The organism is Massilia sp. YIM B02769, from assembly GCF_030411995.1.
Classification (GTDB): domain Bacteria; phylum Pseudomonadota; class Gammaproteobacteria; order Burkholderiales; family Burkholderiaceae_D; genus Telluria.
The window spans coordinates 35,255-58,458 of record NZ_JASNRC010000020.1 but is presented as its reverse complement, the minus strand read 5'-3'; the positions used below and the strand labels follow the sequence as shown (position 1 = coordinate 58,458).

The following is a 23,204-nucleotide window of genomic DNA, read 5'->3' as shown; positions in this document are numbered from 1 at the left end:
AAACTCCTGTTGGCTAATGTGCTGGATGGTGCATTGCCTGAACAGCAATGCGCGCGGCCATCTTAGCCTAACAGCTGGCGATGTACGTGCTTCTGGCGGGAATTTTAGAGGGGATGCTCGGGGTAGGGTGGGTTCTCGAACCCACCGCTACTGCGGTTGATTGATCGGAAATTCAACCGTTGCAGTGGTGGGTTCGAGAACTCACCCAACATTCAGCGTTCATGGCATCGTCGGGCCAAACGAACGCAGTCAATTTGCAGGCAAAGAACGGGAATGGCATGGCGAGTGGATACGTAGTGGTAGCAGCACCACGCAGGGTTGGGCGCGTTTGGGGCGATACGCTACGCGACCTGCGCACGGATCGGGGCCTGGTCGAGTATCGCGGCGCCGACCGCGAACCCTGGCTCGACGTCGACGATCTGGCCGACGCGAATCCGAACCAGCCGCTGCTGCAAACGCACTGCGCGACCAGGCGCCGGGAGCATGCATTCAGCGCCGGTGTCTGCACGGATACCGCGATGGCCGACTGGCTGCTGGGTGTAGTGCTGCCCGGTGTGCCGGATGCCGAGCTGATCTGGATAGATAACGAGGGTGCCACGCCGCCGCAGGATTTGGCGTTTCTCGGCTACGACTGTTTTGTCGATGGCTACGGTTCCCTACTGCGGCTGGGGATGTTCACGAGGCCGGAGGTCTTTGCCGATGCGGCGGGGATGGTGAATGTGTACGGGTTATGTACTACACGGGAAGCGCTTGCCGCTTATGCGCGCCTGTACCACGAGCGCTACGAGGAAGCGGTGCTCGAAATTGTCGAACCGCAGATGGTGTCGGAAGCATGCATCTTCCGCATTTACGGTAGGGTGGGTTCTTGAACCCACCATCGCCCCGGTTGAATATTCGATCAATTAACCGCAGTAGTGGTGGGCTCGAGAGCCCACCCTACAAAGCTACAAATGCAAGGGCGCGTGTGGCGCCATGCGTAGGGTGGGTCGGTTTGCGTGCGGCTCGAACCCACCAGTGCATTACACAGCCAGCAGCTCGACGTCGAAGATCAGCGTCGCGTTCGGCGGGATCACGCCGCCGGCGCCGCGGGCGCCGTAGCCCAGGCTGGCTGGAATGGTCAGGCGGCGCGCGCCGCCGACCTTCATGCCCTGCACGCCTTCGTCCCAGCCGCGGATCACGTGGCCGGCGCCCAGCGGGAACTGGAACGGGTCGTTGCGGTCCTTGCTCGAATCGAACTTGGCGCCGGTGCTGCCGTCGTCGTTGCGCAGCCAGCCGGTGTAGTGGACGGTGACGTAGGCGCCGGCTTTCGCTTCGGCGCCTTCGCCGACGACGGTGTCTTCGTATTGCAGGCCGGAAGCGGTGGTGGTAGTGGACATGGTTTTCCTTCAGTGTTCAAGTTGAGCGGGGATTGTAGTGCATGACCAGCCGAAGCGCTATCGAGGCCCAAGCGTGCAGCCAGCGGCCTCGCTGCCGGATTCTGTCTACAATACGCATTCCAGAACACGGGAGGCGCACCGCCATGCCAGCATGCTGTCTGAAATCGCAGGGAAACGCCGCGTGAACGGCATCGCCACCGCCTGGGCGCGCGCCCTGCGTGCGCAATTCTCGCGCCGCATGCTGCTGCTGTCGCTGGTACCGCTGCTGCTGTCGCTGCTGGTCTGGGGCGCGGTGCTGTGGTTCGGCCTGCAGCCCTTCCTCGACTGGCTGCAGGGCATCTTTGCCGAATATGGCTGGTTCGGTTCCAGCGGCGGCATGCTGTCCACGCTCGGCCTGGGTACCCTGAAGGTGCTGGTGGTGCCGCTGATGGCCATTATCCTGCTGCTGCCGCTGATGATCGGCAGCGCGCTGCTGTTCATGGGCATCGTCGCGATGCCGGCCATCGAGCGCTACGTGAGCCGGCGCCAGTTCCCGCAACTCGAACAAAAGGAGGGCGGCAGCTTCGCCGGCAGCGTCTGGATGAACCTGACCAGCGTGATCGTGTTCGCCGGCCTGTGGCTGGTGACGGTGCCCCTGTACGCGGTGCCGCCGCTGGCGGTGCTGGTGCAGGCGGCCCTCTGGGGCTGGGTGACCTCGCGCGTGATGAGCTACGACGCGCTCGCGGCCCACGCCAGCCTGGAAGAACGCAAGGCGCTGATGCATGCGCTGCGCTGGCCGCTGCTGGGGATCGGCATGGTCTCGGGCGTGCTCGGCGCCATGCCCGGGATTGCCTGGATGGGCGGTGCGGTGCTGTCGGTGGTGCTGTTCCCCTTCCTGGCGATCGTCTCGGCCTGGCTGTATGTGCTGATCTTCCTGTTCACCGGCTTGTGGTTCCAGTACTACTGCCTGCAGTCGCTGGAAAACCTGCGCGCGGCACAGGGTGCGGCGCGTGCGGCCGTGTAATCGACGAGCCGTATTTTTTCCACAAAAACAAAGTCTTGTAGGAAAGAGATACCAGTGCTTGTAGGCATTAATGCCGTCTCAATAACTCTGCCGTTACTCTGCCGTTGTTTTTTTGCGAAAATAATCTGGGCAGGTCAAAATTGTTGAACAGGGCTACATGGAAGACCTGTTGATGTGGTGGAATGATGGCTGCGGCGTCCCGGATTCGGGTGAGATTCCGACGAAACGGAGGACGCCGGACGCGAACTAACAATGACCCTGTCGACTCGAACAGACCCGCAGCAAGGATGGCGAGCAGGTTGTTGCAGAGTGCAGGGCACAATGATTCAAACCGGTTGAGCCATCATGGAAAGTACACGCCGTTTCAAACGGCCACGTAATGTGTTTCGCGCCGTGCGCATCCTGCGCGGGCGCCCGGATAGCGGCAGCGCCGCGCCTGTCATGGCTGCCGATGCGGCCGAGCAGGATGCGCCGCTGTACGAAAGTTATCCGCACCTGTCGCTGGTGACCGACGCCAAGCAGGACGATATCCCCGACGACCCCAACGAGCCGGAGAGCGAAGGCGAGCCGCCGAAAGGCCGCGGCCATGCCCGGCGCATCCTGCTCGGCCTGGTGCTGGTGGTGGTCGCCGCCGGCGCCGCCTACGCGGTCTACGAAACCCGCACCTCCACGCTGCAGGCGAAGATCTTCGCCGGCATGATGAAGGAAGTCAGCTTCCGCATGGAGAAGGGCGCGAGCGACGCGATCCGCTTCCCGGCCGACAGCCCCTACGACGCACGCCTCGGTTATTCGCACCTGCCGGCTTTCCTGAACAAGCTGCACACGCGCGACTACACCGTCGACGCCCAGGCCCGCATGTCGCCGAAGATGCTGGAACTGGCCGACCACGGCATCTTCGCCACCTACCGCGAAAAGACCCGCGCCGGCCTCGAGATCCTCGATTGCCGCAGCCAGCCGCTGTTCGGCTCGCAGTTCCCCGAGCGCCAGTACGCGCGCTTCGACGATGCGCCGCAGCTGCTGGTGCAAAGCCTGCTGTTCATCGAGAACCGCGAGTTGCTGGACCCGGCCTACCCGAAACGCAACCCGGCCGTCGAATGGGACCGCTTCTCGAAGGCCGTGTTCGACAAGACCCTGCACTCGATCGGCCTGGGCAGCGGCAGCCGTGTCGCCGGCGGCTCCACGCTCGCCACGCAAATCGAAAAATACCGCCATTCGCCGGAAGGCCGCACCGCCTCGCTCGAAGATAAACTCATCCAGATGGCCTCGGCCACGCTGCGCGCCTACCAGGACGGCGAAGACACCACCGGCCACCGGCGCCAGATCGTGCTCGACTACCTGAACACGGTGCCGCTGTCGGCGAAAGTCGGCTACGGCGAAGTGAACGGCATCGGCGACGGCATGTGGGTCTGGTACGGCCGCGATTTCAACAAGGTCACCGCCGCGCTGAAGGGCGGCATGGACAATCCCGATGCGGTGCTGGCCTACAAGGAAGCGCTGTCGCTGATGATCGCGCAGCGCCGCCCGGCCTATTACCTGGGCGCCGGCGAAGCCGACCTCGAGACGCTCACCAACAGCCACCTGCGCGTGCTGGCGCAGGCCGGCGTGATCACGCCGCAGCTGCGCGACGCCGCGCTGAACGTGAAACTGCATCCGGCCCTGGGCTCGGGCGTGGAAGCGCCGCCGGCCAACGCTTTTGTGTCGCGCAAGGCCTCGAACGCGGTGCGCAACCACCTCGGCTACCTGCTGGGCGAGCCGCGCCTGTACAACCTCGATCGCCTCGACCTGTCCGTGGTCTCGACCCTGGACGCCGAGGCCCAGCAAGCCGTCACGGCCGCGCTGCGCCAGCTGACCAGCGCCGAAGCCGCGCAAGCCGCCGGCCTCACCGGCAAGGGCATGCTCGGCAACGGCGACCCGGCGCAAGTGGTGTACAGCTTCACGCTGATGGAACGCGGCGACAACGTGAACTACCTGCGCGTGCAGACCGATAACTACGACCAGCCGCTCGACATCAACGAGCAGGCCAAGCTCGACCTCGGTTCGACCGCCAAGCTGCGCACGCTGGTGACCTACCTCGACATCGTCGACCAGCTGCACCGCCGCTACGAGGCTATGGACCCGAAGGCGCTGCGCGAAACCCGCATCGATCCGAAGGACCGCCTGAGCCAGTGGGCCGTGGATTACTTCCTGGCGCTGCCGGCGAACGCCGACCGCGGCCTGGCGCCGATGCTCGACGCCGCGATGAACCGCACCTATTCGGGCAATCCGGGCGAAGGCTTCTTCACCGGCGGCGGCCTGCATTACTTCGGCAACTTCAGCAAGCTCGATAACAGCAAGATCATGACGGTGCAGCACGCGCTGCAGCAGTCGACCAACCTGGTATTCGTGCGCCTGATGCGCGATGTGGTGCGCTACTACATGTTCCAGCTGCCGGGTTCCTCGGCGGCGCTGCTGGCCGACGCCAACGACCCGCGCCGCGCCGGCTACCTGGCGCGCTTCGCCGACAACGAAGGCAAGACCTTCCTGGCCAAGTTCTGGAACAAGTACAAGGGCAAGACCCCGGACGAAGCCCAGGCGCTGCTGTTCGCCGGCGTGCGTCCATTGGCCTCGAAGCTCTCTGCCGCGCACCGCACCATCGCCCCGAACGCGACCCTGCAGCAGTTCGGCGCCTTCATCAACGACACGCTGCCGAGCAACGAGGTCGACGGGGAGCGCATCGAGAAGCTGTACGACCAGTACGCGCCGCAGAACATGTCGCTGGCCGACCGTGGGTATGTCGCCTCGGTGCACCCGCTGGAACTCTGGCTGGTCGGCTACCTGCGCGACCATCCGAAGGCCGGCTGGAGCGAGGTGGTAGGCGCCAGCACCAAGGAACGCCAGGAAGTCTATTCCTGGCTGTTCAAGACCAGCCGCAAGAACGCCCAGGACAAGCGCATCGCCGGCCTGATCGAGGTCGAGGCCTTCCTGAAGATCCACGCCCAGTGGAAGAAGATGGGCTACCCGTTCGACTCGCTGGTGCCCTCGTATGCGACCACGCTCGGCGCCTCGGCCGACCGTCCGGCCGCGCTGGCCGAGCTGATGGGCATTATCGTGAATGGCGGCGTGCGCAAACCTGTTGAGCGCATCGACTCGCTGCATTTCGCGAAGAACACGCCCTACGAAACGCTGGTCAAGCGCGCCAACAAGGTGGAGCAGGAAGTCGTTCTCGCGCCGGAAGTCGCGCGCGCCGTGGCCGATGCGATCCGCGGCGTGGTGGCCGAAGGCACGGCAAAACGCGCGAAGACCGCCTTTACCACCAGCGACGGCAACATCGTCGCGGTGGGCGGCAAGACCGGCACCGGCGACCAGCGCTTCGACGTGTACGCACGCGGCGGGCGCCTGATCGAATCGCGCTACGTGAACCGTTCGGCCACCTTTGTCTTCAACATCGGCGAGCGCTTCTTCGGCTCCATGACCGCCTACGTGCATGGCCCGCAGTCCGAGAACTACGACTTCACCAGCGCGCTGCCGGTGCAGCTGCTCGTCACGCTGGCGCCGAGCCTGATGCCGATGATCGAACCGCCCCAGGGCAGCGTGGCCGCGCAGAAGCAGTGCGTGCGTTGAAAGGCCGTAGTACCGCAGCGGACAGGGCGCGCCGGGCCAGCCGGCGCGCCGTCTCGACCATCCGCGGCTTTTCCCTGATTTCGCTGCGCGACTTGCTGGTCGCGTCCGGGCCGACGATCGTGCTGGTGGCGCTGGCCTGCTTCATCGCCTGGCTGGTGGTCGATCCGGCGCCGCCGCGTTCCGTGCGCCTGGCCACCGGCCAGGAAAACTCCGCCTACGAAACCTTCGGCAAGCGCTATGCGCAGGAACTGAAGCGCGATGATATCGCGGTGACGGTGCAGCCGTCGCTCGGCTCGAAGGAAAACCTGGAACGGCTGCGGCGCGGCGAAGCCGACATCGCTTTCGTGCAAAGCGGTTCCACCAGCGAGGAAGAAGCGGCCGACCTCGGCCTGGCCTCGCTCGGCAGTCTGTTCACCGAGCCGGTCTGGCTGTTCCTGCGCGAGGACGTCAAGGCGACCAACCTCACCGGCCTGCGCGGGCTGCGCATCAACCTGGGGCCGGAAGGCACCGGCGTGCCGAACCTGTTCCGCCAGATCCTGGCGGTGAACGGCGTCGAGCCGCAGGAGCTGACCATCGGCGCGCTGGAGAACACGCCGGCCACGGTGGAGCTGCTGGCCGGCCGCATCGACGGCCTGGTGTTCAGTTCCGCGCCGGAAGCGCCGCTGATCCAGATGCTGCTGCAAACGCCCGGCATCCGCCTGTTCAACTTCAGCCAGGCCGAGGCCTACACGCGGCGCCTGCCTTTCCTCACCCACGTGACCCTGCCGCGCGGGATCGTCGATTTGGGACGCGACATTCCGGCCCAGGACTACCAGCTGATCGCGCCGACGGCGACGCTGGTGGCGCGGGAGGACCTGCATCCGGCCCTGGTCGATCTGTTCGTGAAGGCGGCGGGCGAGATCCACGGCGGGGCAGGGTGGTTCCAGCAGCAGGGGCAGTTCCCGTCGCCGAAGTACACCGAGATTCCGGTGGCCGACGAAGCGGCGAAGTACTACCGCGACGGTCCGCCGCTGCTGCAGCGCTATATGCGTTTCTGGCTGGCGAACCTGTTCGACCGCCTGTGGGTCGTGGTGGTGGCGCTGGCCGCCCTGGTGATTCCGTTATCAAAAATCGTACCGCCGCTGTACGTGTGGCGGGTGCGCTCGCGCGTCTACCGCTGGTACGGCGAACTGCGCGCGGTCGAGCAGGCGCTGGAAGGGGTGACGACGGGCGTGCCGGAAAGCGGGCGCAAAGACCGCGTCCGTGCAGACCTGGTGCGCCGCCTGGACGACATCGAGACCCGCGTCAACCACATCTCGATTCCACTGGCGTATGCGGACGAGTTGTACCGCTTGCGCAGCCATATCGACTTCGTGCGCGAGCGGGTGCAGACAACGCTGGGCGGCGACACCGGCGCGCTGGCAAAGTAACAAGAAGGCAGCGAATCGGATTACACTGGCGGGCTTCGTTCATCCGCAAAGGTCACCATGCTTCGCCGTCCGCTGTCCGTTCTTTCCATCAGCCTGATGCTGGCCTTCGGCGCCGGCGCCATTCCAGTCCATGCTGCCGACGACGCGGACGCCCCCGCCGTCAAGCGCAGCCTGAAGGACAGCTACACCAAGCACGAATACCGCATCCCGATGCGCGACGGCGTGAAGCTGTTCACGGTCGTCTACGTGCCGAAGGACGGGTCGCAGCGCTACCCCTTCCTGATGCAGCGCACGCCCTACAGCGCCGGCGTGTATGCCCAGGACGCGCTGCGCTACGGCGTCGACTGGATGCCGCAGGCGATCGGCCCGTCGCGCGAATTCGAGGAAGCCGGCTACATCTTCGTGAAGCAGGACGTGCGCGGGCGCTACATGTCGGAAGGGAAGTGGCAGGAAATGACGCCGCACCGCAGTGCAAACGACAGCAAGCGCGCGCCGGGCGAGGGCGTCGAGAGCGAGGACATGCACGACACCGTGGCCTGGCTGCTGAAGCACGTCCCGAACAACAACGGCAAGGTGGGCCTCTACGGCATCAGCTATCCGGGCTTCTACACGGCGGCCAGCATCATCGATTCGCACCCGGCGATCAAGGCCGCCTCGCCGCAGGCGCCGATCGCCGACCTGTACATGGGCGACGACTCCTACCACGGTGGCGCCTTCATGCTGGCCGCGAACTTCGATTTCTACGCCTCCTTCACCGAAGCGCCGAACCCGGCGCCGCCGCCGAAGGCGCGCACCGAATTCGACTACGGCACCACCGACGGCTACGACTTCTTCCTGCAGCGCCTGACGCTGGCCAACATCGCCGCCAGCATGAGCCTTGAACAGCGCACCTACTTCATGCCGAACATCGAGCACGACACTTACGACAGCTTCTGGCAAACGCGCGCGATCACCCCGCACATGAAGAACGTCAAGGCGGCGGTCTTGAGCGTGGGCGGCTGGTTCGATGCCGAAGATCCGCAGGGGCCTTTCTCGATCTATGGCGCCATCAAGCGGCACAATCCGAACGCCAGCAACAGCCTGGTGATCGGCCCCTGGGTCCATGGCGGCTGGGCGCGCGGCGACGGCGCCCGCCTGGGCTACGTCAACTTCGACAGCAAGACGAGCGAGTACTTCCGCAAGAACCTGCAGTTTCCGTTCTTCGAGCAGCACCTGCGCGGCGTGAAGCCGGCGCGTGCGATCGCCGAAGTGACGGCTTTCGAGACCGGCTCCAACGTCTGGCGCCAATACAGCGCCTGGCCGCCGGTGCAGGCGAAACCACGCACGCTGTATTTCGGCGCCAACGGCAAGCTGGACTGGAAACCGCCTGTGGCGACGGGTGCCGGCTACGACGAATACGTGGCCGACCCGAAAAAGCCGGTGCCCTTCATCGGCTACCCGGCCACCGGCGTGCCGCGCGAATACATGGTCTCGGACCAGCGCTTCGCCGCCAAGCGTCCCGACGTGCTGGTCTACCAGAGCGAGGTGCTGGAAGAAGACGTGACGGTTGCCGGGCCGGTGCTGCCGAAGCTGTTCGTCTCGACCACCGGCACCGATGCCGACTGGGTGGTGAAGCTGATCGACGTCTACCCGGCCGACTATCCGCAGCCGGAAGCCGAGGGCAGGGGCAGCGACGTCGTTGCGCCGCCGCTGGCCATGGGCGGCTACCAGCAGCTGGTGCGCGGCAATCCGCTGCGCGCCAAGTTCCGCAACAGCTTTGAGAAGCCGGAGGCGCTGGTGCCGAACAAGGTGGAAGCGCTCAGCTATGAACTCGGCCAGGTGAACCACACCTTCCGCCGCGGCCACCGCATCATGGTGCAGGTGCAGAGTTCGTGGTTCCCGCTGGTCGATTTGAACCCGCAGACGTTTACGCGTATTCCTAATGCGAAGCCGGAAGACTTCGTGAAGGCGACCCAGCGCGTGTACCACCAGCCGGATGCGGCCTCGGGCCTGCAGTTGATGGTGATGCCGGCGAATTGACTGACTGACTGGGCCATAGAGCATGAACCGGTAGGGTGGGCGCCCCGTGCCCACGCGTGAAGCGTGAGCAGTGGAGCGCTAAAGACCAGGCCAGCAATGTTCGAAGTTCACGCGTGGGCACGGGGCGCCCACCCTACGCAATCAACCGCCGCGGGCCGCTTTCGCCAGCTGGCGTCGATGACGAAGCTTTTCCTTCGTCCCGATAGTACGCAAGGACAACGCACTGCGCTCATACCACGGCCTGGCCCCGGGCAGCAGCGCTGCCCGCACCGCACGGCGGATCGTCGTCGCCGGAATCAGGTCCGCCGCCAGCCTCGTGATACGCCGCGCTTCCTCCTGCCGTCCGCAGCCGTCAAGCACGGTCGCGATCCGCTTCACGTCCTTCGCATAGTTGAGGATATCGGACTTGATCCACGGCGCGGCCGTGAAAGCACGCACGCGGCGGTTTGCCACATCCCGGTTCAAACCGGCGCCGGCCCTGCGCACCGACGCTTCCGGGTCGGGCAGGAAACGACCCGCCAGTGCGAAATCGCCGGCATCGATGATCGCGTCCATCGCCCGCCCGCTGCAGGCCTGCGCCAGGTCCGGATCGCGCGCCAGCAGCTCGCGGAACACCGCATAGGTCCGCGCCGCATCGCCGAGACGGGCGTCGATCGCAGCCAGGTCATCGAACGCCTGCCTGTTGCCCGACCCGTCGAGCAGGGCAGCCGCATGCCGGTCGCGCTGCGCCGCAAGCGCGGCACTGGCCGGTGGATACACCCTCGCCAATGCCATCCAGTAGAACAGCCCGTACGAGAGCCGCACGCCGACCAGCGACGGATCCTCGGCCAGCGCATGCTGGTGGAACCAGACGTATTCGTCCAGGGCTTCCTGGTGCCGCCCTTCGCCTGCCATCAGGTAAGCCGCATGCAGCCGATCCAGCGCCCCCGGCTTCATGCGCCCACCCAGGGCAGTCCCGCCTTGCACCAGCCGCCCACCGTCTTGCGGTGGCCTTCCGCATCGCGGTCGCCCTCGAAGCCTTCCAGGATATCGAAGGAATTCGCATAGCCGAGCTCGGTCGCCACGCGCGCGCTGTGGCGCGAGCGCACGCCCGAGCGGCACAGGAACAGCAGCACCTCGTCCTTGCCGGCCACGCTTTCGAGCTGCGCACCGAAGGCGGGATTCGGCTGGCCGCCCGGCCAGGTGGCCCATTCCACGGCGAGGTGCTGGGCCGGCGGCACCGCCACGCGGCCAACCCAGTCGCGCTCGGCGTTGGTGCGCACGTCGACGATCTTGACTGCCGGGTCGGCGCGCAGCAGTTCGAAGGCTTCTTGCGGGGTGACGGCGCCGGCGTAGGGCTGCCCTGCGGCGCGTCCGCGTGCGGCGTGGAGAATGGCTTCGGTCTTGCTCATCGTATTTCCTTGATTAAAGTTGCACGCACTAGCGTAGCGCGCATCTTGCACAATCGTGCCGAAAGAGTGCGCCACGCATCAAAATAGTGCGATGCTATAGTGCTGCACTATTATGGTGCAATGGCCGGGCCGGATTGCACCATGGCGTTTTCCGCTAACGTCGAAGATTTTATGGTTAAACTCACGGCTTTCCAAAGAACGATTGCGCATTTATTCATGACGAGCTGCTGGCATGGTTCCTGCATATGTTTCGCTTGAGTATGTCGCACGTTGGCTGGACTGGTCGCACAGGAACGACCCCGCCGCTTGACGGCACCACCCCTTTTCATTCAGGAGAAACGCATGGCAAAGACCGCCGCAGATGTGATGCAGATGGTGAAGGACAACGAAGTCAAGTTCGTGGATTTCCGCTTTGCGGATACCCGCGGCAAGGAGCAGCACGTCACCGTTCCCGTATCGCACTTCGACCTGGACAAGTTTGAATCCGGCCACGCCTTCGACGGTTCGTCGATCGCCGGCTGGAAGGGTATCGAAGCGTCGGACATGCTCCTGATGCCGGACCCGAACACCGCGAACCTCGACCCGTTCATGGAAGAGACCACCCTGTTCATGCAGTGCGACGTGATCGAACCGTCGGACGGCAAGGGCTACGACCGCGACCCGCGCTCGATCGCCAAGCGCGCCGAAGCCTACCTGAAGTCCTCGGGCGTGGGCGACACCGTCTTCTTCGGACCGGAACCGGAATTCTTCATCTTCGACTCGGTCCGCTGGAAGAGCGACATGTCGGGCAGCTCGGTGCAGATCGCCTCCGAAGAAGCGTCCTGGTCGACCGACAAGGACTTCGAAGGCGGCAACAGCGGCCACCGTCCGACCGTCAAGGGCGGCTACTTCCCGGTCCCGCCGGTCGACAGCTTCCAGGACATGCGCTCGGAAATGTGCCTGATCCTCGAATCGCTGGGCATCCCGGTCGAAGTGCACCACCACGAAGTGGCCGGCGCCGGCCAGAACGAAATCGGCACCAAGTTCTCGACCCTGGTCGAGCGCGCCGACTGGACCCAGAACTTGAAGTACGTGGTCTGGAACGTGGCCCACAGCTACGGCAAGACCGCCACCTTCATGCCGAAGCCGATGAACGGCGACAACGGCTCGGGCATGCACGTGCACCAGTCGATCTGGAAAGACGGCAAGAACCTGTTCGCCGGCGACGGCTATGCCGGCCTGTCGGAAACCGCCCTGTACTACATCGGCGGCATCATCAAGCACGCCAAGGCCCTGAACGCGATCACCAACCCGGGCACCAACTCGTACAAGCGCCTGGTGCCTGGCTACGAAGCCCCGGTCAAGCTGGCCTATTCGGCCCGTAACCGCTCGGCGTCGATCCGCATTCCGCACGTGGCAAACCCGAAAGGCCGCCGCATCGAGGTGCGCTTCCCGGACCCGCTGGCCAACGTCTACCTGTGCTTCGCCGCGCTGCTGATGGCCGGCCTGGACGGTATCCAGAACAAGATCCACCCGGGCGAAGCGGCAACCAAGGACCTGTACCACCTGCCGCCGGAAGAAGACAAGCTGATCCCGACCGTCTGCGCGTCGCTGGAAGAAGCCCTGGAAGCCCTGGACAAGGACCGCGAGTTCCTGACCCGTGGCGGCGTGTTCAGCGACAGCATGATCGACGCTTACCTGGAACTGAAGATGGCCGAAGTGCAGCGCATGCGCATGACCCCGCACCCGGTCGAATTCGACATGTACTACTCGTCGTAATTTGTCTGCAAGCTAGCTGTTGCGCTACGGCATCAAAACCGTAAGCGAATGTAAAGGACGCGGGGCGAGCCGATGGCTTTCCCCGCGTTTTGCATTCCGATGCGGTATATTCGGCTGGACTCTCACCTCGCGCGCCCCGCGTGCCTTCTCTGACGATGCGAATGACAACCAGTGTGACCTGCCGCGGCCTGAAGCTGGCGCTGGCAGCCGGATTGACGATCACGGGCGCGGCCCAGGCCCAGACCCAGGTCTACAAATGCACCGATGCGCAGGGACGGGTCGAATTCACCGACTCGAATAAAAAAGGCTGCAAGGTGCTCGACTTGCCGGGCTATATTCCTGCGCCACCGGCACGTGCCGTGGCGCCTGCGCCTGCACCGGCCGCACGCACTAATAGCCCTGCGGGCAGTGCAGCAGCCGCGGCCCCGAGTCCGTCCGACTTCCCGCGCGTCGACACCAGCCAGCAGCGCGCCCGCGACAACGACCGCCGCGAAATCCTGAACGAGGAACTGCGCGCCGAAGAGCAGAAGCTGGCAGAGCAGCGCCGCGAGTTCAACAACGGCGAACCGCCGCGCAACGGCAACGAGCGCAACTACGCCAAGTACCAGGAACGCGTGGCCCAGATGCGCGAGGACATCGGCCGCACCGAGCGCAACATCGAAGCCCTGCGCCGCGAGATCGGCAACATCCGATGAACGAGCACGAAGCAGCGCCGCAAGCCGCCCGCTTTGCGGGTCTCGAACTGCTGGCATCGAGTGTGCTGCTGGTCGATCCGGACGACCGCGTGCGCTATGCCAACCCGGCGGCCGAGAACATGCTCGACGCCTCGCTGAAATGGCTGTCGCGCCAGACCGTGGCCAGCCTGTTCACCAATGGCGACGAACTGGCCGCCCTGTGCGACCAGACCCGCGCCCATCAATATTCGGACCTGCGGCAGGACCTGGCGCTGGAGCGCCCGGGGCGCGAAACCCTGCACGTGCACAGCATCGCCAGCGCGCTGGAGAACGGCGAAGTGCTGATCGAACTGCGCGAGAACGTGCAGCAACTGAAGCTCGACCGCGAAGAGCGCTTCCTCGACCAGAGCCAGGCCAACAAGGAACTGATTCGCAACCTGGCCCACGAGATCAAGAACCCGCTGGGCGGCATCCGCGGCGCCGCGCAGCTGCTGGAGCTGGAGCTGCCGCCGCTGCACCTGGGCGAACTCAAGGAATACACCCAGGTGATCATCAAGGAAGCCGACCGCCTGCAAACCCTGGTCGACCGCCTGCTGGCGCCGCACCGCAAGCCCCACATCGTGGGCGACGTGAATATCCACGAAGTCTGCGAGCGCGTGCGTTCGCTGGTGCTGGCCGAGTTCCCGAACGGCCTCACGATCCGGCGCGACTACGACGCCTCGATTCCCGAATTCAGGGGCGACAAGGAACAGCTGATCCAGGCGGTGCTGAACATCGTCCACAACGCCGCGCAGGCCCTGGCAAACCGGATTGCGGCGGGCGACGCCGAGATCGTTTTACGCACCCGCGTGGCGCGCCAGGTGACCCTGGCCAAGGTCCGCTACGGCCTGGCATTAGATTTGCATATCATCGACAATGGACCGGGTATCGCACCCGAGATCCGCGACCGGATCTTCTACCCGCTGGTGTCGGGACGGGAGGGCGGCAGCGGCCTCGGGCTGACGCTGGCGCAGACCTTCGTGCAACAGCACCAGGGGATGATCGAGTGCGAAAGCCGGCCAGGACTGACGGATTTCAGGATCCTGCTGCCGCTGCCATAAGCCGCTGCGGCAGGACGCCGCGGTCGCTTATGAATCCACATTGCGGAAAGCCACGAACTACATGAAACCAATCTGGATTGTCGACGACGACGCATCGATCAGGTGGGTGCTGGAAAAAGCCCTGGCGCGCGAAAATCTCGAGACGCGCAGCTTCGCGAATGCCCGCGATGCGATGACCGCTTTCGAAACCGATACGCCGCAGGTGCTGGTGTCGGACATCCGCATGCCCGGCGAATCGGGCATCGACCTGCTGCAGGCCGTCAAGGAACGCCATCCCGGCCTGCCGGTCATCATCATCACCGCCTTTTCCGACCTCGATTCGGCCGTCGCATCCTTCCAGGGCGGCGCCTTCGATTACCTGGCAAAACCCTTCGACATCGACAAGGCCGTGGCCCTGATCCGCCGCGCCCTGGAAGAAAGCCTGCGCGAAGCCAGCGTGGAAGCGCCGCCCGCCGAGACGCCCGAAATTTTAGGCCTGGCGCCGGCCATGCAGGAAGTGTTCCGCGCCATTGGCCGCCTGTCGCAGTCGAACGTCACCGTGCTCATTACCGGCGAATCCGGCACCGGCAAGGAACTGGTCGCCAGTGCCCTGCACAAGCACAGCCCGCGCGCCCAGCAGCCCTTCATTGCGCTGAACACGGCGGCGATCCCGAAGGATTTATTGGAATCCGAGCTTTTCGGCCACGAGCGCGGCGCCTTTACCGGCGCCCAGGCGATGCGGCGCGGGCGCTTCGAGCAGGCCGAGAACGGCACCCTGTTCCTCGACGAGATCGGCGACATGCCCTTCGATTTGCAGACGCGCCTGCTGCGCGTGCTGTCGGACGGCCACTTCTACCGCGTCGGCGGGCACCAGCCGGTGAAGGCGAATGTGCGCGTGATCGCGGCCACCCACCAGAACCTGGAACAGCGCGTGCGTGACGGGCTGTTCCGCGAAGACTTGTTCCACCGCCTGAACGTGATCCGCCTGCGCCTGCCGAGCCTGCGCGAGCGGCGCGAAGATATTCCCTTGCTTGCGCGCCACTTTTTGGTGCAGAGCGCACACCAATTGGGCGTCGAGCCGAAGCGCATGAGCGACAGCGCGATGCGGTTTTTGTCCGGCCTGGAACTGCCGGGCAATGTGCGCCAGCTGGAAAATTTGTGCAACTGGATCACCGTGATGGCGCCGGGGCAGACGGTCGAGATCAAGGACTTGCCGCGCGATTTGACGCAGGGGCAGGGGAATGGCAGTGCGGTGCCGGTGCAGCCGGCATTCGCGGAAGGCGGCGTGCCGGCGCCGGCGGCGCTGGCCGTGCCGCCGTCGCCGGACGGCTGGATCGGATTGCTGGAACTGCAGGCCGCGAGCATGCTCAGCGCAGGGCAGTTCGAGGTGATGGACACGCTCGGCAAGCAGTTCGAGTCGGCGCTGATCAAGACGGCGCTGAAGCACACGCATGGGCGCAAGAACGATGCGGCAATGCGGTTGGGGATTGGGCGCAATACCATCACGCGCAAGATCGTCGAGCTGGGGATAGACGGGGCGCGGGAAGAGTAGACGTCGCGCAGGCTCCAGGCCTGCGGCTTCAATGAGGCCTGCGGCTTTAAATGAGGCCTGCGGCTTTAAATGAGGCCTGCGGCTTTAAATGAGGCCTGCGGCTTTAAATGAGGCCTGCGGCCTGGACCGTACGGTGGGCACGCCGTGCCCACGCGAAAAGCGATACTGTGTTGGCAATGTTTGGATGTTGCGGCATGCTCTTGCACGCTGCGTCTCAATGCATATCCCGCGGCTTCAAACTTGCCGACATGACGCGTCGTTCCGCGTGGGCACGGAGTGCCCACCGTACGGTTGAGCGCCGCGGGCCATTGTGGCGCGTCGATTGGGCAGGCCGGATGGTGTAAGCTCACGCATCGCTGTCCCATCCATTTTCACTTCATGCTGATCAACTGCGTCGCCTACCAGGAAGGCAAGAAACTGTCCGATATCCCGGTCGAGGATATCAGCGAGTACCTGAAACAACCCGAATGCTTCGTCTGGGTCGCCCTGCGCGATCCCGACCCCGCCGAGCTGGCCGTGATGCAGCACGAATTCGGCCTGCACGAGCTGGCCGTGGAAGACGCCTCGCGCGGCCACCAGCGCCCCAAGCTCGAGGAATACGGCGACTCGCTGTTCGCCGTCGTGCGCACCGTCTATCTCGACCACGAGGAACTGTGCTCGGGCGAGGTCGCGATCTTCGTCGGCCCCAACTACGTGCTGTCGGTGCGGCGCGACTCGGCCCAGGGTTTCCTCGGCGTGCGCGCCCGCGCCGAACGCGAACCGCACCTGCTGAAAAAAGGCTCCGGCTTCGTGCTCTATGCGCTGATGGACGCCGTGGTCGACCGCTACTTCCCGATCATCGACAAGCTCGAATCCGACCTCGAATCGATCGAGGACCGCATTTTCGGCGGCAAGGGCGCCCAGCGCGACAACATCGAGCGCCTGTACGATTTGAAGCGCAATACCCTGGTGCTGCGCCACGCCGTGATGCCGCTGCTGGACGCGGTCGGGCGCCTGCACGGCGGCCGCGTGCCGCAGGTGGCTTTCGAAGCCCAGGATTATTTCCGCGACATCCACGACCACCTGCTGCGCATCGCCGGGCGACTGGACACCATCCGCGACACCATCGCCACCGCGATCCAGGTGACGCTGTCGATGGTCGCCATCGACGAGAACGAGATCAACAAGCAGCTGGCCGCCTACGCCGCCATCTTTGCCGTATTCACGGCCTTTGCCGGCATCTGGGGCATGAACTTCGAGTTCATGCCCGAGCTGAAGTGGAAGTACGGCTATCCGGTCGCGATCATGGTGATGATCGGAGTGAGCTACTACATGTATCGCCGCTTCAAGAAAGCAGGCTGGCTGTAGCGATCTAGCTGCGGCCCGCGGTGGCCGCGCTGCCGCCGGTGGCCACCACGATCAGCCCGATCGCCAGCCACTGGACAAGCGTCAGCACCTCGCCCAGCACGAAGAAGCCGGCCAGCGCACCCACGGCCGGCCCGGCGCTGACCAGGATGCCGAACACCCGGCGCGGCAGGCGCGACAGGGCCATCATCTCAAGCGAGTAGGGCAGGATGCTCGACAAGACGGCGACAACCAGGCCGCCGAGCAGGACCGTCGGCGAGAACAGGGCAGGGCCGGCCTGGGCAAAACCGACCGGCACCGTGCAAATCGCCGCCACCAGCATCCCCCACGACACGACATACCCGCCCTTGAGCGTGGACACGCGCTTGCCGAACACGATGTACATGGCCCAGCAGAAGGCAGCGCCGAGCGCGGCGGCCACGCCGACCGGATCGAGCGCCGCGGCATTCGCCGTGGTCGGCGCCAGCAGATACAGCCCGCCGGCCGCGCAGGCCACCCAGGCAAAGTCGCGCAGGTGGCGCGAGGACAGCACCACCACCGCCAGCGGTCCGATCACCTCGATGGCGATTGCGATCCCGATCGGGATGCGCGCAAAGGCGGCGTAGATGAGAAGGTTCATGAAGCCCAGCATCAGGCCGTAGATCGCCACGTTGGCGATGTCGCGCCGCGCCAGCGGGGCGCGCCAGGGCCGCCAGAAGGCCAGCAGCAGGATCGCCGCCAGGCCCACGCGCACGGCGGTCACGCCGGCGCTGCCGACCAGCGGGAACAGCCCCTTGGCATAGGCCGCGCCGAAGTTCACGGAAATGATGGAGCCGGCCACGGCCAGCAGCGGCGCAACGGCGCTGCCGGTCCGTGCTGGCGCGGCGGCTTGCAAGGCGCTCAGTCCTGCAGGGCAGGGACGGGCATGCCCATCGCCAGCGCCACGGCTTCGGCCACGCGGATGCCGTCCACCGCCGCCGACATGATGCCGCCCGCGTAGCCCGCGCCTTCGCCGGCCGGGAACAGGCCGCGCGTGTTCAGGCTTTGCAGGTCGTCGTCGCGGCGCTTGATGCGGATCGGCGAGGAAGTGCGGGTCTCGACCCCGGTCAGCACCGCGTCGTGCTTGTAGTAGCCCTTGATCTGCTTGTCGAAGGCGACAAACGCTTCGCGCAGCGCCGTGATCGCGTACTCCGGCAGCGACGGCGCCAGGTCGGTCAGGTGCACGGCAGGGCGGAACGACGGCGTCACCGATCCGAATTCGGTGGACGGGATGCCCTTGACGAAGTCGCCCATCAGCTGGCCCGGCGCATCGTAGGTGCTGCCGCCGAGGACAAAGGCGCGCGACTCCAGCTCGCGCTGGAAGGCAATGCCCGCCAGCGGGTGACCCGGATAGTCTTCCGGCGTGATGCCGACCACGATGGCGCTGTTGGCATTGCGTTCGGCGCGCGAGTACTGGCTCATGCCGTTGGTGACGACGCGGCCTTCTTCCGACGACGCGGCCACCACGGTGCCGCCCGGGCACATGCAGAAGCTGTAGACCGAACGGCCGTTCGAGGCGTGGTGCACGATCTTGTAGTCTGCGGCGCCGAGGATCTTGTTGCCGGCGTTCGGGCCGAAGCGGCAGACGTCGATCAACGATTGCGGGTGCTCGACGCGGAAGCCGATCGAGAACGGCTTCGCTTCCACGTAGACGCCGCGGTTGTAGAGCATCTCGAAGGTGTCGCGCGCGCTGTGGCCGACCGCCATCACCAGGTGGTTGGTGGCGATCTCTTCGCCCGAAGCGAGCACCACGCCGCGCACCTGGCGCACGCCGTTCTGCTCGCTGATCAGCACGTCGTCGACGCGGGTCTGGAAGCGGATCTCGCCGCCCAGCGACAGGATTTCGGCGCGCATCTGCTCGACCATCTTCACCAGGCGGAAGGTGCCGATGTGCGGCTTGCTGACGTACATGATCTCTTCTGGTGCACCGGATTTCACGAATTCGGTGAGCACCTTGCGGCCGTAATGTTTCGGATCCTTGATCTGGCTATACAGTTTGCCGTCCGAGAAAGTGCCGGCGCCGCCTTCGCCGAACTGCACGTTCGACTCGGTATTCAGCTTGCGCTTGCGCCAGAAGCCGAAGGTGTCGACGGTGCGTTCGCGCACGATTTTCCCGCGCTCGAGCACCAGCGGGTTCAGGCCCATCTGGGCCAGGATCAGGGCCACGAACAGGCCGCAGGGACCGGTGCCGACCACGACCGGACGCGGCGTGCCGGCCGGTGGGCGCGGCGCATCGACGAACTTGTAGCCGGTGTCCGGCGAGGGCACGATGTACTGGTCGCCCTGCAGGCGCTTCAGCACCGCCGCCTCGTTCTTCACCTCGACGTCGATCGCGTAGATCAGCACGATGGCGGCCTTCTTGCGCGCGTCGTAGCTGCGTTTGAAGACGGTGAAGTCGACCAGGTCGGCAGTGGCGATGCCGAGGCGCGCGAGGATGGCGTCGCGCAGGGCGTGGTCGGGGTAGTCGAGGGGAAGCTTGAGTTCGTTAATTCGCAACATAGGTTTCGCGTAGGGCGCCAGCGGGGGCGGTCAAATCAATCCGCTATTTTACTTCAGCCGCGATGCCCGATCGGTCGCCCGCGTGCGATCCCGCGATCATCCTGCCGATTGAGTTATTTCTATACCACAAGGTTTAACCGGAGGTTGCCACATTGCATGCTCTTTTTTGGCGTCAGCCCTGCACTTTCTTGGTGCATTGCATCAATCTAATTCTTTTTGGACATGTGTTGTTTTTACACATTTCCCCTCGCGCGTTCCGTTGACACTCCATCTTTCCACATGGTTTTATGTGTCCACTGAGATAACGTTTCGACGTGGATAAACTATTTATATAGGGTATCCATTCTCATTCATTACGCATAGCAAAACAGTCACACCAAAGCGGTCCGTACCAGTCGCGAAGATTTCTGAACGTAACACCGAAGCATCCTGAAAAAAAAGTATGTCACGCACTGCGTGAACGAAGGGAGCGCGCCCCGGCGCGCCAGGTTCGAAAGAGACAAGCATTGCCGTACACCCGTACGCGTGCCCAATAAAAATCAACCTCGAGAAAAGCCCAGAAGGAGAAGCATTCATGACGTTTAAGTTGAAGTCGATGCCGTACGCAATTTCGGTCCTGGCCGCTACCGGCGCCCTGGCCGGCATGAGCCCCGCCATGGCCCAGGAAGCCCCGGCGCAAGCCCAGCCCATGCAGCGCGTGGTGGTGACCGGCTCGCTGATCAGCCGTGCCGACACCGAAACCCCGACCCCGGTGCAGGTGCTGACCGCGGCCGACATCCAGAAGAGCGGCAAGACCTCGGTCGCCGAACTGCTGGTCGACCTCGCCGCCAACGGCGCAGGCACCCTCGGCACCGGCTTCTCCGGCGCCTTTGCCAACGGCGCCTCCGGCATCTCGCTGCGCGGCCTGACCGTCGGCGCGACCCTGGTGCTGATCGACGGCCACCGCATGGCCCCGTATCCGCTGTCGGACGACTCGCAGCGCTCCTTCGTCGACGTGTCCTCGATCCCATTCGACGCCATCGACAGCATCGAAGTCCTGAAGAGCGGCGCTTCCTCGCTGTACGGCTCCGACGCCATCGCCGGCGTCATCAACATCAAGCTGAAGAAAAACCTTACCGGCACCCGCCTCAGCGCCGAATACGGCGACACCGAGCACGGCGGCGGCAAGACCCGGCGCGGCTCCTTCAGCACCGGTATCGGCGACCTCGACGCCGACGGCTACAACGCCTTCATCACCACCGAATGGCGCATGCAGGACCCGATCATGGTGGCCGACCGCGACACCTACGGCTGGGCCAACCGCGACTGGACCGGGCGCGGCGGCAACAATCTGACCCTGGGCCTGCCTACCAGCCTAAACAACTTCCTGACGGCAGCCAGCACCCCCTACCTGTTCAACACCGCCGGTGCCGGCGGCGCCAGCAATGCGGCCAATTTCCAGTTCCTGGACCCGAGCTGCAACTACACGCTGTACCGCGCCGGCGGCTGTACCGTGCGCGATACCGTCACCTACATCCAGCCGCCGACCAAGAACGTCAACGTCATGATTGGCATGACGAAAAAGCTGACCGAAGACTGGGAAATCGCCTTCAAGGGTTCGATGTTCAAGCGCGACAGCAAGAACAACCGCGGCGTGCCTTACACCTACTCGCCGGAATCGTTCGCCGGTAACACCACCCTGGTCAACGGCGTGCTGACCGGCGGCGTGAACGCCATCCCGAGCACCCTGTTCGCACCGGGCGCCACGGTCGGCCGCGGCGTCACCAACAACCTGGGCGGCGCGGCTTCGCTGTACGGCTACATCCCTGGCGCGGCGCCCGAGCGCACCACCGACAACAGCAGTACGTCCACCCGCTTCTCGGTCGACCTGACCGGCAGCGCCTACGGCTGGGACGTGAACGCCTCCGCCGGCGCCACCCGCGTCAAGACCAAGGCCGAACACAGCGGCTACATCAACCGCGTGGCCCTGTACAACGCCATCAATGCCGGCGTCTGGGACGTTCGCGGCGGCAACGCACAGGAGCTGGTGGACCAGGTGGCGCCGTACTTCCGCAATACGCTGGAATCGACGCTGAACTACGCCGACCTGGTCGGCTCGCGCGAACTGATGCAGCTGGGCGCCGGCCCGCTGGCCGTCGCGGCCGGCGTGCACTGGCACGAGCGCAAGCAGAATGCGCCGCCGTCGAGCCTGACCGCCAACGGCCTGGTGGCCAGCACCTCGGCCTTCACCATCGGCGACGAAACCAATACCGCCGCCTTCGCCGAACTGCGCGCCACCCCGATCAAGGATCTCGAGGTCACCCTGGCCGGCCGTTACGACCACTACGACACCTACGGCAACTCGTTCACGCCCTCGGCCGGCTTCATCTGGCGTCCGACGCAGCAGATCGGCGTGCGCGGCAACTTCGCGCGCGGCTTCCGTGCGCCGAACCCGGCCGAAGTGGGCAATGCCGGTTCCTTCTTCACCTTCAACGCGATCGACGACCCGATCCGTTGCGCGCAGGGCGGCGGCACCGAGACCACGATCCCGGCCGGCACCGTGCCGACCTCGTGCGGCATCAACCCGCCGTACGTGCAGACCACCAGCTCCGATTTGTCGCCGGAAAAATCGAAGTCCTACACCTTCGGCGTGATCATCGAGCCGGTACGCGGGCTGAACATGTCGCTGGACTACTACAACATCAAGATCAACAACCTGATCGTCACGCGCGCCGGCAACGATCCGAGCTTCGTGCCTGACTGGGTGCGCGGTGCCCCGGTGCCGGTCCAGATCGCCACCGGCAACGGCGACGAGACGGTACTCGGCACCCCGGCCGTCGGTCCTATCCTGTACGCGGCCTCGCCCTACATCAACGCGGGCAGCACCAAGACCCACGGCATCGAGGCGGACGTGCGTTACCGCTGGCGCCTGCCTAACGAGCTGGGCGCCATCACGGCGAACCTGAGCGCGGCCCACACCTTCGGCTATGAAACCGAAGTGGCGGGCGTGTCCTACCAGCTGGCCGGCACCCAGGGTCCATCCTCGGTCGGCGGCGCCACCGGCAATCCGAAGAACCGCGCCCAGTTCACCATCGGCTACAACCGCGGTCCGTTCGACGCCACCGCCACGGTGAACTACACCAGCGGCTTCTCGACCATCGACCCGGCCCTGGGCGCGACCGACTGCGCCTCGACCGCGCTCGACGTCGGCGGCCGTACCTACTTCCGCCGCCTGGTGCAGCCTGACTACTACTGCAACGTCTCCTCGTTCACCACCACGAACCTGAACCTGCAGTACAAGCTGAGCGACAACCTGACCCTGCGTGCGGCCATCCTGAACCTGTTCGACAAGGAACCGCCGTATGACGTCGCCACCTACGGCAACGCCAACGCCCAGACCTCGTACAACGCGTCGCTGCACCAGGCTGGTGCCATCGGCCGCTTCTACAGCCTGGGCCTGAACTACACCTTCTGATAAGGGAGGGCGGCGGCAGCGATGCCGC

General features: G+C 65.0%; 16 protein-coding genes. 11 read left to right on the top strand and 5 right to left on the bottom strand.

The genetic code is table 11. The annotated features are described in order from the left end of the window. The first annotated feature begins 221 nt into the window (after positions 1-221). Entirely contained in the window at positions 222-869 is a 648-nt protein-coding gene (locus QPK31_RS24685; protein WP_290425547.1) for a hypothetical protein, read from the top strand. 150 nt (positions 870-1,019) lie between these two features. Here the strand turns inward: QPK31_RS24685 and QPK31_RS24680 are convergent, their stop codons facing one another. Beyond that, complete coding sequence (locus QPK31_RS24680; protein WP_229437851.1) at positions 1,020-1,376, bottom strand: FKBP-type peptidyl-prolyl cis-trans isomerase; 357 nt, start codon at positions 1,374-1,376, stop codon at positions 1,020-1,022. Positions 1,377-1,527: 151 nt separating this feature from the next. On the opposite strand from QPK31_RS24680, the gene QPK31_RS24675 reads away from it, so the two are divergent. The 4 genes from QPK31_RS24675 (at position 1,528) to QPK31_RS24660 (ending at position 9,407) form a co-directional block, all read left to right on the top strand. Further along, complete coding sequence (locus tag QPK31_RS24675; RefSeq protein ID WP_290425546.1) at positions 1,528-2,379, top strand: EI24 domain-containing protein; 852 nt, start codon at positions 1,528-1,530, stop codon at positions 2,377-2,379. A gap of 345 nt (positions 2,380-2,724) precedes the next feature. Continuing rightward, positions 2,725-5,979 (top strand): transglycosylase domain-containing protein, encoded by a 3,255-nt coding sequence (locus tag QPK31_RS24670; protein WP_290425545.1) that lies wholly within the window; start codon positions 2,725-2,727, stop codon positions 5,977-5,979. Next, a complete protein-coding gene (locus tag QPK31_RS24665) occupies positions 5,976-7,388 on the top strand; it encodes a TAXI family TRAP transporter solute-binding subunit (protein ID WP_290425544.1) in 1,413 nt (470 codons plus the stop codon). The genes QPK31_RS24670 and QPK31_RS24665 overlap by 4 nt, the downstream gene beginning before the upstream one ends. 57 nt (positions 7,389-7,445) lie before the next feature. Further along, positions 7,446-9,407 carry a CocE/NonD family hydrolase gene (locus QPK31_RS24660; RefSeq protein WP_290425543.1) on the top strand — a complete coding sequence of 654 codons (1,962 nt, stop codon included), beginning with the start codon at positions 7,446-7,448 and terminating at the stop codon, positions 9,405-9,407. Positions 9,408-9,548: 141 nt separating this feature from the next. Here the strand turns inward: QPK31_RS24660 and QPK31_RS24655 are convergent, their stop codons facing one another. Continuing rightward, on the bottom strand, positions 9,549-10,343 hold the full coding sequence (locus QPK31_RS24655; protein ID WP_290425542.1) for a hypothetical protein: 795 nt from the start codon (positions 10,341-10,343) through the stop codon (positions 9,549-9,551). Beyond that, on the bottom strand, positions 10,340-10,798 hold the full coding sequence (locus tag QPK31_RS24650) for a rhodanese-like domain-containing protein (RefSeq protein WP_290425541.1): 459 nt from the start codon (positions 10,796-10,798) through the stop codon (positions 10,340-10,342). The genes QPK31_RS24655 and QPK31_RS24650 overlap by 4 nt, the downstream gene beginning before the upstream one ends. 342 nt (positions 10,799-11,140) lie before the next feature. On the opposite strand from QPK31_RS24650, the gene glnA reads away from it, so the two are divergent. From glnA to corA, 5 genes are all read left to right on the top strand, one after another. Continuing rightward, entirely contained in the window at positions 11,141-12,556 is a 1,416-nt protein-coding gene (gene glnA / locus QPK31_RS24645; protein ID WP_290425540.1) for a type I glutamate--ammonia ligase, read from the top strand. Positions 12,557-12,717: 161 nt separating this feature from the next. Continuing rightward, the gene (locus QPK31_RS24640) at positions 12,718-13,251 is read left to right on the top strand and encodes a DUF4124 domain-containing protein (protein WP_290425539.1); all 534 of its coding nucleotides are present in this window, start codon (positions 12,718-12,720) and stop codon (positions 13,249-13,251) included. Next, positions 13,248-14,330 (top strand): nitrogen regulation protein NR(II), encoded by a 1,083-nt coding sequence (gene glnL, locus QPK31_RS24635; RefSeq protein WP_290425538.1) that lies wholly within the window; start codon positions 13,248-13,250, stop codon positions 14,328-14,330. Before QPK31_RS24640 ends, glnL begins: the two co-directional genes overlap by 4 nt. Positions 14,331-14,391: 61 nt before the next feature. Next, positions 14,392-15,861, top strand: coding sequence for a nitrogen regulation protein NR(I) (gene ntrC / locus QPK31_RS24630; protein ID WP_290425537.1), 1,470 nt, complete (start codon positions 14,392-14,394; stop codon positions 15,859-15,861). 378 nt (positions 15,862-16,239) lie between these two features. After that, the gene (gene corA / locus QPK31_RS24625) at positions 16,240-17,208 is read left to right on the top strand and encodes a magnesium/cobalt transporter CorA (RefSeq protein ID WP_290425536.1); all 969 of its coding nucleotides are present in this window, start codon (positions 16,240-16,242) and stop codon (positions 17,206-17,208) included. Positions 17,209-17,212: 4 nt separating this feature from the next. Here corA and QPK31_RS24620 read toward each other — a convergent pair whose 3' ends face one another. Together QPK31_RS24620 and QPK31_RS24615 are read right to left on the bottom strand one after the other, a co-directional pair. Continuing rightward, entirely contained in the window at positions 17,213-18,079 is an 867-nt protein-coding gene (locus tag QPK31_RS24620) for a DMT family transporter (RefSeq protein WP_290425535.1), read from the bottom strand. A 5-nt stretch (positions 18,080-18,084) separates the two neighbouring features. Next, positions 18,085-19,722 (bottom strand): NAD(P)/FAD-dependent oxidoreductase, encoded by a 1,638-nt coding sequence (locus QPK31_RS24615; RefSeq protein WP_290425534.1) that lies wholly within the window; start codon positions 19,720-19,722, stop codon positions 18,085-18,087. Between the two features lie 574 nt (positions 19,723-20,296). On the opposite strand from QPK31_RS24615, the gene QPK31_RS24610 reads away from it, so the two are divergent. Continuing rightward, positions 20,297-23,176, top strand: a complete 2,880-nt coding sequence (locus QPK31_RS24610) for a TonB-dependent receptor (RefSeq protein ID WP_290425533.1) — start codon at positions 20,297-20,299, stop codon at positions 23,174-23,176. Positions 23,177-23,204 lie beyond the last annotated feature (28 nt).

What these genes read in the sequence shown, in the direction of transcription:
- ntrC (WP_290425537.1), top strand. Translation starts at nt 14,392, where the DNA reads ATGAAACCAATCTGGATTGTCGACGACGACGCATCGATCAGGTGGGTG.
- QPK31_RS24655 (WP_290425542.1), bottom strand. Translation starts at nt 10,343, where the DNA reads ATGAAGCCGGGGGCGCTGGATCGGCTGCATGCGGCTTACCTGATGGCA.
- QPK31_RS24640 (WP_290425539.1), top strand. Translation starts at nt 12,718, where the DNA reads ATGACAACCAGTGTGACCTGCCGCGGCCTGAAGCTGGCGCTGGCAGCC.
- glnA (WP_290425540.1), top strand. Translation starts at nt 11,141, where the DNA reads ATGGCAAAGACCGCCGCAGATGTGATGCAGATGGTGAAGGACAACGAA.
- QPK31_RS24685 (WP_290425547.1), top strand. Translation starts at nt 222, where the DNA reads ATGGCATCGTCGGGCCAAACGAACGCAGTCAATTTGCAGGCAAAGAAC.
- QPK31_RS24675 (WP_290425546.1), top strand. Translation starts at nt 1,528, where the DNA reads ATGCTGTCTGAAATCGCAGGGAAACGCCGCGTGAACGGCATCGCCACC.
- QPK31_RS24660 (WP_290425543.1), top strand. Translation starts at nt 7,446, where the DNA reads ATGCTTCGCCGTCCGCTGTCCGTTCTTTCCATCAGCCTGATGCTGGCC.
- QPK31_RS24670 (WP_290425545.1), top strand. Translation starts at nt 2,725, where the DNA reads ATGGAAAGTACACGCCGTTTCAAACGGCCACGTAATGTGTTTCGCGCC.
- QPK31_RS24650 (WP_290425541.1), bottom strand. Translation starts at nt 10,798, where the DNA reads ATGAGCAAGACCGAAGCCATTCTCCACGCCGCACGCGGACGCGCCGCA.
- QPK31_RS24615 (WP_290425534.1), bottom strand. Translation starts at nt 19,722, where the DNA reads ATGTTGCGAATTAACGAACTCAAGCTTCCCCTCGACTACCCCGACCAC.
- corA (WP_290425536.1), top strand. Translation starts at nt 16,240, where the DNA reads ATGCTGATCAACTGCGTCGCCTACCAGGAAGGCAAGAAACTGTCCGAT.
- QPK31_RS24610 (WP_290425533.1), top strand. Translation starts at nt 20,297, where the DNA reads ATGACGTTTAAGTTGAAGTCGATGCCGTACGCAATTTCGGTCCTGGCC.
- QPK31_RS24680 (WP_229437851.1), bottom strand. Translation starts at nt 1,376, where the DNA reads ATGTCCACTACCACCACCGCTTCCGGCCTGCAATACGAAGACACCGTC.
- glnL (WP_290425538.1), top strand. Translation starts at nt 13,248, where the DNA reads ATGAACGAGCACGAAGCAGCGCCGCAAGCCGCCCGCTTTGCGGGTCTC.